The sequence below is a fragment of the Modicisalibacter muralis genome (assembly GCF_900102945.1).
Taxonomy (GTDB): domain Bacteria; phylum Pseudomonadota; class Gammaproteobacteria; order Pseudomonadales; family Halomonadaceae; genus Modicisalibacter; species Modicisalibacter muralis.
In genome coordinates this window covers 100,043-115,304 of the sequence record NZ_FNGI01000005.1, presented here as the reverse complement: position 1 = coordinate 115,304, position 15,262 = coordinate 100,043, and the positions used below count along the sequence as shown (strand labels likewise).

Annotated in this window: 13 protein-coding genes; 6 read left to right on the top strand and 7 right to left on the bottom strand. The window is 52.2% G+C overall.

The window, feature by feature from the left end:
- Positions 1-82: 82 nt before the first annotated feature.
- Entirely contained in the window at positions 83-289 is a 207-nt protein-coding gene (locus BLR92_RS10515) for a helix-turn-helix domain-containing protein (protein WP_089728303.1), read from the top strand.
- Between the two features lie 79 nt (positions 290-368).
- On the opposite strand, the gene BLR92_RS10510 is transcribed toward BLR92_RS10515, so the two are convergent.
- The 7 genes from BLR92_RS10510 to BLR92_RS10480 form a co-directional block, all read right to left on the bottom strand.
- Positions 369-1,088, bottom strand: coding sequence for a hypothetical protein (locus BLR92_RS10510; RefSeq protein ID WP_089728301.1), 720 nt, complete (start codon positions 1,086-1,088; stop codon positions 369-371).
- Entirely contained in the window at positions 1,085-2,035 is a 951-nt protein-coding gene (locus BLR92_RS10505) for an MvdC/MvdD family ATP grasp protein (RefSeq protein ID WP_089728298.1), read from the bottom strand. Before BLR92_RS10505 ends, BLR92_RS10510 begins: the two co-directional genes overlap by 4 nt.
- On the bottom strand, positions 2,032-2,451 hold the full coding sequence (locus tag BLR92_RS19815; protein WP_217636567.1) for a hypothetical protein: 420 nt from the start codon (positions 2,449-2,451) through the stop codon (positions 2,032-2,034). Before BLR92_RS19815 ends, BLR92_RS10505 begins: the two co-directional genes overlap by 4 nt.
- Positions 2,452-2,834: 383 nt before the next feature.
- Positions 2,835-3,572 carry a Qat anti-phage system TatD family nuclease QatD gene (gene qatD, locus BLR92_RS10495; RefSeq protein ID WP_089728296.1) on the bottom strand — a complete coding sequence of 246 codons (738 nt, stop codon included), beginning with the start codon at positions 3,570-3,572 and terminating at the stop codon, positions 2,835-2,837.
- Positions 3,572-4,837, bottom strand: a complete 1,266-nt coding sequence (qatC, locus tag BLR92_RS20135; RefSeq protein WP_089728294.1) for a Qat anti-phage system QueC-like protein QatC — start codon at positions 4,835-4,837, stop codon at positions 3,572-3,574. The genes qatD and qatC overlap by 1 nt, the downstream gene beginning before the upstream one ends.
- Positions 4,834-5,706, bottom strand: coding sequence for a Qat anti-phage system associated protein QatB (gene qatB / locus BLR92_RS10485; RefSeq protein ID WP_089728292.1), 873 nt, complete (start codon positions 5,704-5,706; stop codon positions 4,834-4,836). The genes qatC and qatB overlap by 4 nt, the downstream gene beginning before the upstream one ends.
- Positions 5,706-7,571 (bottom strand): KAP family P-loop NTPase fold protein, encoded by a 1,866-nt coding sequence (locus BLR92_RS10480; RefSeq protein ID WP_089728290.1) that lies wholly within the window; start codon positions 7,569-7,571, stop codon positions 5,706-5,708. Before BLR92_RS10480 ends, qatB begins: the two co-directional genes overlap by 1 nt.
- 635 nt (positions 7,572-8,206) lie before the next feature.
- On the opposite strand from BLR92_RS10480, the gene BLR92_RS10475 reads away from it, so the two are divergent.
- From BLR92_RS10475 to BLR92_RS10460, 5 genes are all read left to right on the top strand, one after another.
- Positions 8,207-9,442, top strand: coding sequence for a TniQ family protein (locus BLR92_RS10475; RefSeq protein ID WP_089728289.1), 1,236 nt, complete (start codon positions 8,207-8,209; stop codon positions 9,440-9,442).
- Between the two features lie 4 nt (positions 9,443-9,446).
- Entirely contained in the window at positions 9,447-11,528 is a 2,082-nt protein-coding gene (locus BLR92_RS19555; RefSeq protein ID WP_139171586.1) for a type I-F CRISPR-associated protein Csy2, read from the top strand.
- Positions 11,529-11,539: 11 nt separating this feature from the next.
- Complete coding sequence (csy3, locus tag BLR92_RS10470) at positions 11,540-12,583, top strand: type I-F CRISPR-associated protein Csy3 (protein ID WP_175488779.1); 1,044 nt, start codon at positions 11,540-11,542, stop codon at positions 12,581-12,583.
- Between the two features lie 10 nt (positions 12,584-12,593).
- Positions 12,594-13,217, top strand: coding sequence for a type I-F CRISPR-associated endoribonuclease Cas6/Csy4 (cas6f, locus tag BLR92_RS10465; RefSeq protein WP_089728285.1), 624 nt, complete (start codon positions 12,594-12,596; stop codon positions 13,215-13,217).
- A gap of 497 nt (positions 13,218-13,714) precedes the next feature.
- The gene (locus BLR92_RS10460) at positions 13,715-15,223 is read left to right on the top strand and encodes a DNA internalization-related competence protein ComEC/Rec2 (protein ID WP_245704171.1); all 1,509 of its coding nucleotides are present in this window, start codon (positions 13,715-13,717) and stop codon (positions 15,221-15,223) included.
- Positions 15,224-15,262: the final 39 nt, after the last annotated feature.

Below are 15,262 nucleotides of genomic sequence, written 5' to 3'. Positions count from 1 at the left end.
GGCATAAAAAAATGCGGATTATAGTCCGTGGCCGCTGCGCCCGCAACGAAGGATAGTTCTGCCTCGTGTAAGCGAGGCGTCAATGAGTGAGCTAGCAAAGGTCATCGGAGAAAGGATCAGGGTAGCCCGAAAGGAAAAAGGGCTATCCCAGGATGCGCTGGCCTTAGCGTGCGGCATTGATCGTAGCTATATGGGGAGAATCGAACGGGGAGAGGTCAACATCACTGTGGACAAGCTGTACCTCATAGCCAAGACCCTGGATTGCTCGCATGCTCAGCTGCTGCCCTAGCTACCTATTCCATATCTTGAAAGCGATCGATGCATCTTGGCACGGTAGGCATGAATATGAAGTTGCAAAGACTGACTATCTAACATGAACTAGGTATTTTTAGAGGGGGCTGGGCCGGACAAGCGTTGTCAGTTTCCACAACTATAAGGCGAGTTAGGAAGTTTTTCTGGGCGGTTTCAATATCCGCTTCAAAATAAGAGGCTATTGGAGGCCAAATGCCCTGAACCAAGAGAAGAAGAGTGAAGGAAAGAAATGTTCGCAGCAAGAAGGCATGTGTCATCTTGATGCATGACACTTTCTGGTTAACACCCGCGCGATTCAGCCTAACGGCGGATAAGTGATCTTTAATTAAGTAGGCCTTCGGCTCATCACTTGTCCAAGCTTTCACTAGCTCGGTTACATCGACACGGTTTGAAGCGGCTACTTTCAAGGTCTGAAATGCCCACAAACCACTACTCAGCAAATAGGCTACAGCTGGTAGCAGAAGACCAAGTGTGATCCAGCGGAGGGATAAACTGGGCACTTCATCCCATGAGGTCATAATTAAGGAAGTAAGAATTGGAGCAAGCGCACCTACGGCAGCCAAGTAGACCCCGGCCTTTGTATCAGCCCCCTTACGGCGGTCATTCTCTATGTCATTTAGCCGTCGGGCCTCTTCAAGTGCCGCATCAATGTCTCGCTCCCAAGGCTGATCCTGAATTTCCTTGATATGCTGCTTGCATAGTATTAAATCGTTCTTTTCTTGCTCCGAGGTAGGTTTATCAAGTCGGGGCCATAAAATTTCGAGCCACTCCTTCACTGGTAAACTCCTTGAAGTCCGTCTACGATGGCACTAGCGATCGGTAACCCAGTGCGATTTTCAATCCAGGCCCATTGGCCATTCGGATTTATCTCAAGAAACCAGTAGTGGTTATCGAGATCTTGGATGAGATCGATTGCACCATAGTTAAGCCCCAGCAATTCTACTAGCCGGATGCAGCGCTCTTCCAGCTGACCAGGAAGGGAGATAACTTCATGCTTTAGATCCGGCTGCGCGCCACTGCGCCAGTCAACTTTGGTTTCTTGCTGCTCTTGAGAGTGAATAGCGACCGCAAATACCTTTTGGCCTACCACAGTGACACGAACATCGGTCTGCTTCTGAATCTCTTGCTGGACAATAATAGGAGCCATGGCTAAGGCTTTCTCGTCCACGGCTGTTAGCGTAGGTAGCCGCGTCGTAAATATCACTCGCTCTTGATCGCCCTCGAGCAGGGCTTGGCGCAATGGCTTACCAATTGCCGTGTGATGGGCGGCTATTCTCTGGGCGACCGTAAGGTCGTTGGTAACTGCTGATTGGGGTATGTCAAAGCCGAGATCGGCTGCTATAAGCAGCTGGCGAGGCTTATCCTCAGCAAGCACAATCTTGGTTGGCGAATTAAGCCAGCGGCCCTCAAGGCGCATGTAAAGGCTCTTCAATAAAGCATTCCATTCAGACTCGATATAGTTTCGTGAGCCCTGATCCTCAATGCTTTCTGCCACCAACGGCTTGCCTGGCCGTCGAAAGTAGGCAGCTTCAACGTCATGCCCTGTCAAGCATTTGCCACCAAAAGAAATCGACCAATCTTCGCTCGATAACGCACCCAGCGTGATCCGAGACTCTGGCAGCAACTCGGTATTGAGCCGGAAATACTCTAGGCGGCGACGTTGCAGCTCGAGAACGATGTAATCGGTGGTGAGATCCCGCTGGTTCGTAACGAGTAGGATCACATCGTGCCTCTGGCTTGCGAAGGCGTGTGGTGCTCAGTGGTCTCATAATCGAAAAAGGGACCGTCATCATCATCTCTCTCGGTTCGCGCGTCTGTCTTCGTAGTCAGCTCAAGCAGGTGATTCATGCTCAAATCGGCGTCGTCCCTTTCTACCTGAACATGCGTTTTTGTCGCTAAATCAAGGAGCAGAAAGGGCGCCTCATCGTCTTCTTCGTTGGTGGTTTTCGTCTTCGTGGTGAGTTCTGCCAGCGTTCCATTCATTTCAATGATGGGCTTCTTTCCGCCTGGGCCATCGACAACCCAAACGTCTCTCTCGGAAGAATACTTACCAGGAATGAATGAGTCGCCGCTGCGCATAACGGCATACCTAGCCAGTAAAGGCAATTGCTGGCTAGGTGAAATAGAAGGTTTTTTCATCGTGATAATAGCCTTGTGCAAAAATTTGGCAGAGTATCGATTTGGCCTGTGAGAGAGCAAGCGCAGTACCAGCTAAGGTCATGAAGCTCAGTAAGGCGATAGAGCTAGCAGGCTAGAGATAATCGCGATCTTAGCGTGACGAAATTCAGTCGCCTTCGTCCGTCACAGCTTAACTCGAAAGTAGGCGCCCGGTCCTGTCCCTGACGCTGGGTCGGAACTTATGAACGGCTACTTAGAGCACGGGGGATCGCCAGAGTATATCTTGACCCAGCTTAGCTACTCATCCGCCTGTACGAGTACATTCACTACAAGCTACGCTTCTGCAAATTAGTTACTGCCATCCTGCGGCCGTGTAATGTTCATATCTCGTATAGACCTTGCGATCATGGAAGACCCATGGCTCGGAGCAGGCGATTCGAGTTCTGCTCAAGCAATGTTACCGCTTCGCGGGGAGAAACAGCCCAGGCGACAGCAAGAAGCTGAGCGGTCGACGCTAGACTCCAGGGCATCACAGGCTTGCCATCTACTTGGGCGAAGGGTCCGTCGCTTTCTGGAACCACCCGATCCTTGGGGAGGCTCTTCGCCAGTGACTTGCCACTGGCTGAGTTGAACGCTGCGGGACCGATACTGAACCAGCATCCAAGATCTTTTGCAGCTTTCAATTCCGCAGAGCTACCGGTGAACCAGTGAAGTACCGCAGTACCAAAGCCGGGATTCCGCCTCAATTCAATCAGCACATCTTTGACTGCGCGTCGCGAATGGATGCTCAGCGTGCGGCCGCCAAGTTCGCGGCATCTCTTCACAACCGCACCGAAGATACGATGCTGGACTGCATACGAATGCCGATAACGAGGAGAGCCATCAAGTCCTACCTCGCCCACCGCCGGCATTGTTTCGATTTGACTCAGCAGTAGGCCCAGTTCGTCTGCCCTCTCATGAGCGATTTCAGGATGCAATCCAGGAGTGATCAGCACTGTAGGTGTATTGCCCAATACTCTTGAGGTGGCCATGAATGCTTTAGGGCTGGTAGTCACCAGCCATGTAAATGCATTCCGGCGCGCCGCCTCCGCGTGGACGGCGCGTGCGTTGGGGTATAGATCTAGATGACAGTGAAAGTCCATCACAGGACCCCGTCTGCTCTAAGCAGTGCCTCGAGTTCGTTGATGCCAGCGCTGAGTACACGGCGGTACTCGGCCCTTTCAGCTCGTGGAGCGAACGCCAGAGAAGCGCCCAGGAATGCATCTAGGCCCTTCTCTCGTACGGTGAGCACTGCCAACGCGACCGCCATTGGGTCGTCTGGACCACTGGTCTTTTCGCAATTCGCCAGCGTTGGGAACTTGTACTCTGTCGTGTCTTGCCCTGAGCCCCAAGCGTTGAATGCGCTACGCCGAATCATGCAGGGAACACATCGTCCACAGTGGGTACGGTTGTATGTGCGGAATCGCCCACAGCTCGTCGAGTCCGATGCCCAACTCTGCAGAAACTCTTGGTTACGACATTCCTGCATCATTTCGCCCTTGGTCTTGAAGCGGTACGGGAGCTCCAGTCGAACGGTTACGCCAAGCCCATCTAATAGCTCCTGGAGCATTCCGATGAAGAGAGGATGAGTCGTGCGGGTACTTAGGCTCGACACCCGGCCCGGAACAAGAGGGGGGTTAATGCAAATAAATCCGTTCTCTGGGATGAATATCTGAGGCTGAGCGTTAGATATCCTTGTCGCCGCCAGCACAGCAAACCCGTAGAAAGCGAGCGAGCGTGCCCGGGTCGAGGGCTCTCGCGAACCGCGAAAGCTGATGCCATGACTCCACTGCAGATGCGAACCGCTTCCACCGAGTAGCCCTGCGTAGTTGCGCTGCCTATCGGAATCCTCGTGCGCCAGTTGGGATACGAAGAGCGGACGGCGTCCTTCGGTAACTAGGTCTATACCACCGATAAGGCTATCGAGCCCGCCGGAGAGCAATGACACGCTGTCCCGATCTAACGGTAGCCCACGACCATCGGGTGGTGGTGCGCCTCCTTCCACGAAATGCAGCGTCCAATAGTCGCCGGTGAGAACCTTGAGTAGCTTTTCAGCGTGCTGCTTGCAAGCCTGCCATCGAAGCGGCTCATGTAAACCGATGGTCAGCTCTATCGTCCGAGTCCACCCATCAGCACTGTTGCTACGCAAGGAGCAGAGGTCTGCTGTACATATTGCGAGACAAAACTGTACAAAATCCCAAACTGGCGGGCTTGGAGCAAACCCCTTTCGTTTGAGTGAGCCTCGCCAGCCCTTGGCGATAGTTCCAACGCCGTTCTGCTTTGCGCTTTTGAAGAACGTGAATGCACGCTCGCCATCGGCCAATCGTGCGGGTAGACGAGCTACAGTAGTACAGATAACCTTTGTCATTCGGCGAAGACCCTCAAGGCAGATGCGAGTACCTCTCTTGCGAGGCGTTGGGGGTTGAGCTGGACAGTGCGGTATTGCTCCATAACCGTACGCACCTCTTCGTGCACCCATTCCTTGACATCATTGCGGTAGCGCTGAACCTCCTGAGGTTGATGCTTGAGCCGCTCGTACGTCTGCCCTAGCTGCAAGTCCATGCGATTGCAGACATCGTTAGCAATTGTGTACCCGATGGCGTCGGAAATCTGTTGGTCCGTGAGGTCAAAAATGTCAATGTCCGGATCGCTCTCGTAAAGCTTGCCCAATGCCTCGGCCGCGGCATTCCGGAGAGACTCGTCATCGATGCTTCCGGTATCTGGTATTACCTCCTTGACTAGCTCGAGGACTAGGTCGTTCGCGGACAAGTCGGCTGCGCGAACCCGCTCAACCCAATCCCTAACACGTGTATCGGTGCCATCCCGGGCCTCAGCCAAGAACTGGCCTAGCTGTCCTGCGCCCTGGGCTGTTCTGCGCATCGTGGACGCGGCACGACGGGGGCCGCCCATGCCCTTATTAATCATGCTTTTCGCTGCGCTACGCAGAGGATCGCGGCCGCCGCTAGCAAGATATGCGGACATCTTCGTACGGGCTGAAGCGAAACGCCGATCTGGCGCAACTTCCGGCATGCCGGTTACTTCGTCGCTCCCAGCGGGCTCCCCGGCAGCATCCTCTGTATCATCGTAGCCATGTTCGCCACCTGCCTCTCCAGCCTGCATTTCATCGCCAGCGTCGCCTTCTCCCGCCGCTATATCCTCATTTGCATCACCAGCGAGCCATTCAGGATCGAAGGGTGAACCAGCCTTTCCGCCTGCGCAGGATGTCGAAGTACCCATCAGCGTGCCTTCTTATTATCAGCTTGTTGAATTGCTCTCTTTACTCGGCCATCCACATTAGAGGATTCGGCCCATTGGTTGAGAACTGAGCGAGCCCAGCCTTGGGCGAACAGTGATGGAATGATTCCTGGGCCGATTTTGCTAAGCGGTGCTTGATTGAGCAACGATCCTGCTTTTTCGCCCAATTCGGGGAAGACCTTGCATGGCTCTACTAGAGGAATGATATCTTCTCCTTGACGCCAGGTTCGCTTCGGTGCTTTTAACTGCCATGCTCGTGCCATTGCCATCTCTGCCTGGATGGGCCCGGCTGCACGAATGGCTTGAGTGAGAGGCTCATTGGCACCCGTGGCAACCATAAGCGCATCACGGAGTGCTCGGCCTTCCGTGGTCATATTATCCGCCCCGAAGTCGCGAGTCGCTGTGTCGCGGCTTAAGTGCAGCAATGGTCGCAGGTCTGCCTCTCCCAGTGATGGCTGGAGCTGGAGCCACTCCCTTGTGAAGGCATCGTCCTTGAAGGGATCGGGAAGACTGTCTCCCGTGCGTACTGCCTCTTCTGCTTCGCGAAGTGCATCAACGCGACCATCTGATGCAGAGGTCACCATTGCAGCTAGTGCATTCGCAAGCATCTCGTCACAGCGCTCGGCAAGATGCCACTTCGCCAAGGCGGGAATATCCAGAGCAATCCCTTGCGGCTCCGCGAGAGCAGAACGGAGAAATACCGTATTAAGGAAGCGCTTCATCAGGCGCGGGTTTGCATTAACTGCACTCGATTGCGTCAGCAAGGGGGCGAGGCCTTCGGCCAGATCCATCAATGCCACCATCTGGGGGTCGTCGACGCCAACAAGGCCGTGAAGAAAATCAGTTGTCACTGCGTCGCCTCGCCAACTCCTTTGTAGGCGTTCAGGGACAGCCTTCAGGGCCTGCTCAAACTTGTCGTCGTCGAAGTCGCTGTCAGTGTTCGCGCGCTCCAATAGCAGCAGCGCCAGGTAGGCCTTTGCTTCATTGACGCCGAGCCGTGGCACGTGTAAGGGAACCTGGATGAGTTTATCAAAATAATTGGTGGCTACGTCGCTGGTGATGCCAGTCCCCTCGAAATGGACACGCACTGCGCCGCGGATGAATTCGTTATCAGCCGCGATAACGAAAGCGCTTCGCTTGAGGAATAGGAGTAGTCGGATGGATTCGAGAGTCGAAATGGCCGTCTTCGGCAAGCATCGGTCGAGGTCATCGACGAAGACCACTAACGTGATTTTGAGTTCCTCCAAGAGTTCTTCAAGCGCATCGCGGAAGGATTGAATCTCACTTGGGAGAGAGACCGGTTCAGCAGCCCTGAGCAGCGGGTCTACCTGGTCCGATTTATCGCCCCCTTTGTCAGGTTCGACTCCAGGCGCTTCAGCGCCATCCGAGCTAAACAGCCCGCCAACCTTGCCGATGGCGCGACCCACGATGCCGACTGGGACGCCAGTGATAATGGTTGCAGCTGCTTCTCCGCCCATCTGGACGAGGCGAAGAAGGTTGATTCTTTGCAGCAGCCGCTTTGCCTTCCTGAGGAGCTCCTCATCGGCGGCTGCTCGGCGCAAAACCTCATCGCCTACCAATTGAAGCAACGCGCTGCGTGCCCCCTCGAAGTCTTGGTAGAGCCAAGGGTTGAAGGTGACGATCACGTACGTATTCTTGCCAGGCTCAGCAGCATCGTTTAACCGCGCTGCAATCATTTTCACGAGAGAGGACTTACCTGCACCCCAACCACCGGAGACGCCGATTGAAATTGGCTCGCCGTTTGCTCGCTTAAGTAGACTCGTGCATGCATCTGCGACAACACCAAAGTTGAGATAATCGACGGTCGTTTCATTATCATGCCACATGGGCATTAGCTCCCTTTCTTAAATTGTTGGGGCAGGGCTTAGCGAGGCAGTCTGACTTGTTTTCTCAGCCCTGGACTACTGCTGGCTTCGAGGATACGAGTGCCTGTTTCAATCACAGAGTCAAGCGCAACCGACTTCCGCTCATGGCCGGCAGCAGCAGTCTAATGCTTTTGAGTTCTTGAGCTTCCTTCTGTCAGGTTAACGATTAGTGAAGCGAATTTACATTGCTTGCTAAACACGTCTGGCGTAGGCCGGACATAAGCAGGCCACCGATTAGGTGATTCGAAACGGGTTCTAACGATCACTCCGCATGGACAAATGGGATTCGGTGAATAAATTACCGCCCACTTGGCGCCCCGAGTCAGTGCAGAGAACCTTGGGCCCGGCGGGCTGCCGACTTTTCTAGGCCGCCGTACTTCTTCAGCCGGTTATAATGGTAACATCGAAATGTTGTTATTGCGGGGCCGGCTGCACTCGACGCTAACGCGCTGCCCAGTTTATCGATCAGCTTGCCCTTACCCCAGAGTCCGCCGGTCTGGCCCAGCAACCGCAATGAAGCGACTCGGTCACTCGCCGATCAGGCATCGTCTGTCTGAGGCGGATGCGCACAGCGTCGATAAAGGTAGGGGGTAAACATGCAGCTGCTAGTCAGGCCAAAACCATTTTTTGACGAGTCGTTGGAAAGCTACCTGCTGCGTTTGGCTGAAGCCAATTTTATCGAGTCTTACCGATTGCTGAGTGGTGCCGTCAAGGATTGGTTGCTAGAGCAGGACCATGAGGCAAGCGGGGCCTTTCCACTGGAGCTGGATACCGTCAATATCTGGCATGCGCGCCAGAATAGCAGCCTTCGGGTTCGTGCATTTTCACTCCTTGAGAAGCTGACAGATAACGAGGACCTGCCTCTCCTGGCGCTTTCGCTAAGTCATTCAGGCGCGGATTTTTGTGGAGGTTACCGTGCTCTGGCACGAGGCAGCACCCATATTCCTCGCTGCTTTATTCGGAAATCGGTTATTCCTGTTTGCCCGCTTTGTCTTGCAGAGAATCCATATATACCGCAGGCTTGGCATTATCTTACCTATTCGGGATGCATAAAACATGGTGTTTACCTAATATACGAATGTCCAAGCTGTGGGGGATCATTATCATATATTGAGAACGAAATGATAAGGAATTGCCGGTGCGGTTACGATTTGAGTATGGCAGACACCACCCAGGCAGATCAAAAAACTTTACTACTTAGCCAATTAGCTTCTTGCGAAGAAGTAGAATCTCCTAATTCGTTAGGAGGCATATCATCTATTTCTATAAGAAACGCTGCGTTGCTTTACTTCTGCATTACAAATTCAGTTGATTTAAATAGCGAAGCGGAGGTTGAAGAGTCGCTTCGGCTTGCCATAGAATTTTATGAGAGTTGGCCTTCCCTGTACGTTGAAAACTTTTGGGAAAAATTTAATAAAGCTAATCGGAAGCTAATCAAAACCTACAACAAGACGCCTGTTGCATTTGCCGCAGGGCCGTATATTTCTGCAGCGTCACTGATAAAAGGGATGAGAATAAAAGAAAATTTTATATTAATTGAGTTGCAGGACTTGCTGCGTGATCTCGTGGCGAAGAACCCTAAGTCGAGAATCCCTAATCCTGGCGATATGCTGCTAACGATCATAGAAGCTGCCGTGTTATTGCAAACAACTCATGAACAGATATATCTTCTTCATGAAAAGGGATATCTGAAATCCGCATACCGCATCCAAATGCGCCAAAAGGTTTCGCCATATGAGTCTATTTTCTATCTTCGTCAAGTCATTGAGCTAGCAAAGACACGAATGCCGCCTGATTTTGGTGCTGTTATCACCTATCTCCCTCACTGGTGAAAATATGCATATCAATGACATTCTCACTATCCAAGATGAGAGAAAGCGGTCAGATTCACTAAGAAAGCATTTTGCTCCTTATAGTGAGGTAATAGACGTAACGGGAAGCGAAGCTGTTACTATGGTTGTATTGGTAAATCTATCGGTGAAGAGAGGAGCCATTAAGGATCTTAGCAATAGAGAATCAGCGCGAAATATAATGGCAGACAAAAAGCATATTCTATCCTGTATTCAAGAAATAGCTTGGCAGCATAGCCATAATCTCAAGCATCCAGATGCAAGAGTTTCCGGTGGGCGGATAATGGTGAGTTCGCCGCTTCACTATGCGGGCTATATCTCATCTCACGGTTTGGAAAGAGAGCTTGGGTGGTCACATAATTCTGCAGCCTATAACAACGCAAAAATGTTCTGCGCTACCTTTTTATGGAATGGCCACGTAAGAAATCTCTCAACTATTCTTGATGAAGGGCGCCAGGTATGGCGAGACTCTATACAGTCACTTGGATTGAAAGATAAAAATTTTGATGAATTGGTGAGTTTTATTAAGGAGTATGATAGCCGCCCTGACTTTCCTCCTGAGGTAAGCTTGTTCTCACCCCAAGTGCGCTTCTTCTATCATGGGAATTATGTTGCGATAACGCCTGTAGTTTCACATACCATGATGGCTCATATACAAAGGCTGGCAAGGAGAAAAGTAGGTTTTTTTGCTAGGTTGGCCTTTCCCCGTTCGGCCGCTATTGGCGATCTAGCAGGATCTATGGGAGGGAATATCAATATACTTCATTACCCCCCTAGCCTCAGAAGTTCAGCTAGTGGTGGCCTATCAGGATCAAGAATCAACGCCATAATGGAAGGAGAGTACTTTTTCGATACAGGCTGCCTCTTCGATAAGAATTTTTTGGCTGCATGTGAAGTGCTGAGAAATGCAAAGCGCTTTTCAACTGATCGAGGGAGGAGACAAGAGAAGCGATATGCAATTTCTAAGATGAAAAGCGCTTTGGTAGAGTGGTTGGATCCAGTTTACGAATGGCGCGAAGCTATTGAAGAAGAAATGGGCGAGCCCATCTCCGGTTTGGCGGATAGCCTTGAGTGGCGAATCTCTTCATTACGAGGAAAGCCATCGTCAGCTCTTGTGCGTGAGCTGAGTAGAGTGCTCAATGGCCAATTGGGAAGTCATCGTAAAACAAGACACCTTGCGTATCATTATGAGTTAATGACACCGCTAAAAACAATCCTAAGAAAAGTTTTAAGCGAGGGAAGCCCTAGAGAGAACCCGATGCCACAGCTGAGCCGGAGTGAAGAAAGCCATGGTTCTTACCTCTATTTAAAAGGGATGAGAGTTTACGATGCTTCGGCAATGGCCAATCCCTACCTCTGCGGAATCCCTTCGTTAACTGCTTTGTGGGGGTTGATAAAAGAATACGAGATTAAGTTAAAAGCATTGTCGCATACAGACGTGGAATTTGATGGGGTGGCATGGTTTCTGCGTGAATACCAAGAACGGGGGGATACTAAGATTCCTGCTCCGAAACTATCAGAAGAGCCTGGTAGGCTGATGCGGTCGGGACTGCTGCCTTCGCGCTACTGCGATATGACGATGGATGTGGTAGTTCGAGTACATGATCCCGACCTGGAGTTAGCGGCGATTGATCATCAGCTATTACAGGCAGCATGTCCGGGGCGATTTGCCGGAGGCGCCCTGCACCCACCTAGTCTGCAGGACGAACATTACTGGTGCCAGGTAGACGATGGCGATAACTTATTTAAGAAGCTACGGCGATTGCCGCACAGTGGACGCTGGGTTACTCCTAGCACAATTCAGTCTGATAGCTTGCTTGAAACTCTGGATTTGTGCAATAAATTCAGTGATCTAAGGCCTGTCTCGGCGGGTTATGCATTATTGGAGGACCCCGTTGAGCGGGTGGGGAGCCTTATGGTACTGCATGCTTACGCAGAGTCGCTGATCAGCATGGCACGATTGGTCTCGCCGATTGAGTATCGCTGGAAGGGATGGGAGGTGTTCGCACAGCAGGCATTTTGGGGGATGCAGCCAGAAAAGTGCGCTATGCTGATGGCAAGAGCCTAGGGGCATGCCGCATGATTGAACTCGCTAGAAACCTAAGTTATCAGAGATCATTATCACCTGGTAAGGCAGTTTTCTTTTATAAAACAAAGGACAGCGAATTTGAGCCTCTAGAGGCTGAAAGCAACCGGTTACGTGGCGTCAAATGCTCGTTTTCTGAAGCTTATAGTGGAAAAGGAGAAGTCAAAAACGGCGATGCAGTAAGAAAGCTGCCCTTTGGAAATCCGATCTTTATAGAGTCCTGCTTTGCTCCCCCTCTGGTTGAACACATTTATTGTCGCTTCTCTCTCCGTGCTGAGTCAAATGTAATGCAGCCACTAGTATGTAGTGATTTAAATTTAGCTGAACACCTTAAGGACTTAGCGATACGATATCGCGATGCGGGTGGGTTCGATGAGCTGGCTAGACGCTATTGTATCAATCTTATGAGTGGGGCCTGGCTGTGGAATAATCAACGCTCCAGAGATATAGAGGTTTCAATAAAAGTGCCTGAGTCTGAAGACGATCTGGCCGTCAGTAATCTTCATCGACAAGGCGGCGATCCTTTGCATTGGGATGATAATTCGCGGGAAGTACTTGAAATACTCTCTTCTGGAATGAGTCGTTCTTTCCATGATTCCCAAGTATATTGGTTTGCTGATATTACGGCTAAAATTCGTGTTGAATTTTGCCAAGAAATTTTTCCTAGCCAAGTTTTTATGGACAGAAGTGATGTAAGGGGTATGCCAACTAAACAGCTGGCTAAGGTGGCAATGAGCGATGGGCGTTCAGCAGTATGTTTTACTTCGACAAAAGTTGGCGCTGCTTTGCAAATGGTGGATAATTGGTGGGAAAAAGATGCGGAAAATTCACTTCGGGTAGGTGAGTATGGTGCCGATAGTGAATTTTTAATTGCCAGAAGAAGCCCTGCCACTGGTAGAGATTTTTACTCTATTCTTATGACTTCCGATGGGCTTTTGGAGAATTTTAATAGAGAGAGAAATGTCAGCCCTGACTATCATTATCTGATGGCTGTGCTTGCCAAAGGTGGCATGTTTCAGAGGGGCAAGAGTGGCTAAGGTGACTTTAATGCCAAGATACTACTTTTCTGTTCGTTACCTCTCTTCCAATGCTGATATGCGCCTCCTGTCAGGGCGATGTATTACGGCGCTTCACTATTACCTTATAAACAACAAGCCCTATGACATAGGGGTTTCTTTTCCGCTATGGACAGATAAAACCCTTGGTAGAGAAATTGACTTTGTGTGCGAGGGGCTGGATAAGCTGCAGAAATTGAGGAATTGTGATTACTTTTCCATGATGATTCGGGAAGGGTTGTTTGCGGTTTCCGATGTTGATGTAGTTAACGAGAAGGGCATCGTTGAGGTTAGATTTGTACGCAATCAGGGGATCAAAAAAATTTTTCCTGGCGAAATGCGTAGACGCCTAACAAGGGCAAGAAAAAGAGCGGAAACGCGGGGGGAGGCATTTGCCCCCAGCAAACTGGCTAGCCCAAAAGAGTTTGGCGTTTTTCATTCATCGTTCTTGGGGAGTAGCAGTACAGGGCAGTCCTTTATGCTGCATATTCAAAGAGAGATAGATCGTTCCTGCCAACGAGAGGGGGTTGGCAGTAGAATATTTAATTCATATGGTTTAGCCACCATGCAGTCCCATCGTGGCTCTGTGCCCCAAAGGTTGAATCAGCAAGAGTGATAGGCGGATGGATGGCGGTGCCCCCTTTTTTTCCGCTCTCTCTTCCCCTATGTTTTCAACCGGTTATTATAGGGTGGAGAAAATGGCTGGAAGGCTGATTGAAAGGAAATAGGTTGATAGCTATTCTTTCTTTCGGGCCCTTACTCTAGTGTACTGCCGGATAGGCAGTCAAAAATAAGTTTGACGGCATAGCGGGCAACGACGATGGGTGAACTGCCGAATAGGCAGTCAAAAATACTCACTTGATAGTGATATCTGGATTTCACATATGGACTGCCGTAAGGCAGCTTTAAAAACCCTACGAAGTTAGGGTTTTTTGTAAACTTACTAAACGAATTTCGGTTCACGCTTGGTAGCTGTGATTTATGCAATTTTATGGTGCATTTTTATGCAGCTTTATTGTTGATTGTTATTCATAAGTGTTTAATTTAATAAGCATGGCTATGCAGTTTTGTGCTGCAAACGACACGCGCCTCGCGACGCCTCGACAGTGGCGCATGGTGACATGGCCCTGGTGGTGTGCTGCGGCAGCCGCGGCAGGCTATGCCTGGCTATCGGGTCTCGAGCCGCCGGCCATGCGCGCGATGATCATGACGCTGATGGCGATGTGGGTCGCCAGTGGCCGTCATGCGCCGGGCCCCTGGCAGGGCTGGTGGCTGGCACTGGCGATCGTGGTGCTAATCGACCCCCTGGCCCTGTGGCAGCCGGGGCTGTGGTTGTCGTTCGTCGCCGTGGCGTTGTTGATCCTGATCTGGCAAGGGCGTATGCGACCGCGCGGCGTGCGTGGTTGGCTGATCGCGCTACTACGTACGCAGTGCCTGTTGGCGCCGCTGATGGCCGGGGCGGTGCTGCTGACGTTCGAACGGGTGGCGCCGGTATCGCCGCTGGTCAACCTGTTGGCGGTGCCGGTGGTGGGCAGCGTGATGGTGCCGTTGGGGCTGGTGGGTTGGCTGTTGGCCTGGGTGCCGCCATTGATGGAGCCGTGCTGGATGCTGTTCGGTTGGCTGGCGCATTGGGTTCATGCAGGTCTGGTCGCTGCGGCCAACTGGCTGCCGGTCTGGCAGCCGCAGCCCTGGCGGCTAATGCCGTTGGTGTTGATTCTGGGACTACTCAGCGCACTCTGGGCGCTACCGGGGCTCGCCAGGGCGCCGCGCTGGGCCGGCAGTATCGCGCTCATCGTATTGGCCATGACCTTGACGCCCCCGATGATGACCGAGGGGCAATTGCGGGTGCGCGTGTATGACATTGGCCAGGGGCAGTTGATCGAGTTGCGCACCGCCAATCATCGCCTGCTCTATGACAGCGGCCCACGCTTCGGCTCCGGGTTCATGCCATTGGCGACGCTATGGCCCGCAGGGCAATATTTCGACGCCGTCGTCATCAGCCACAGCGACAACGATCATGCCGGCGGTATCCAGGCGCTGCGCGACGACCATGAGGTGGTGCGCTGGTGGACGCCCGGTGTCGATGCGTTGGGTGTCGATGCCGTTGCCTGCCGAGCCGGGCGGCACTGGCAGTGGGACGGTGTCGCGTTTCGCTTCTTGTGGCCGACCGACGACCCCTCGGCACTGGCCAGCAATGACCGTTCCTGCGTGCTGCTGGTCGAAGTCGATGGCCAGCGACTGCTGATCAGCGGTGATATCGGGGCGGATATCGAAGCGCAACTGCTGGCCTCGCTGCCCGATGACGTTACCCTGCTGGTAGCCGGGCATCACGGTAGCCGTACCAGTTCATCGCCGGCCTGGGTGGCGGCAACCGGTCCTGAGCATGTGATGTTCAGCGCCGGGCGCGATAATTCGCATGGCCACCCGCACGACGAGGTGGTACGGCGCTTTCGCGAAGCGGGGAGCTGTTTGTGGAATACCGCCGTCGATGGGGCGCTGACGCTGTGGCTGGGTGCGGCGCAGGCCCACGGGGTGACGACGCAGCGGCCCTTGCCGGGTCGGGACGTTGGTGTCGGAGTAGGCTGCCTTGCGGTAGAATCGCCGCATCAAAAGAGTCAGTAACCCTTGACTTACTATGCATACTGGCACGCTTGACCAGGA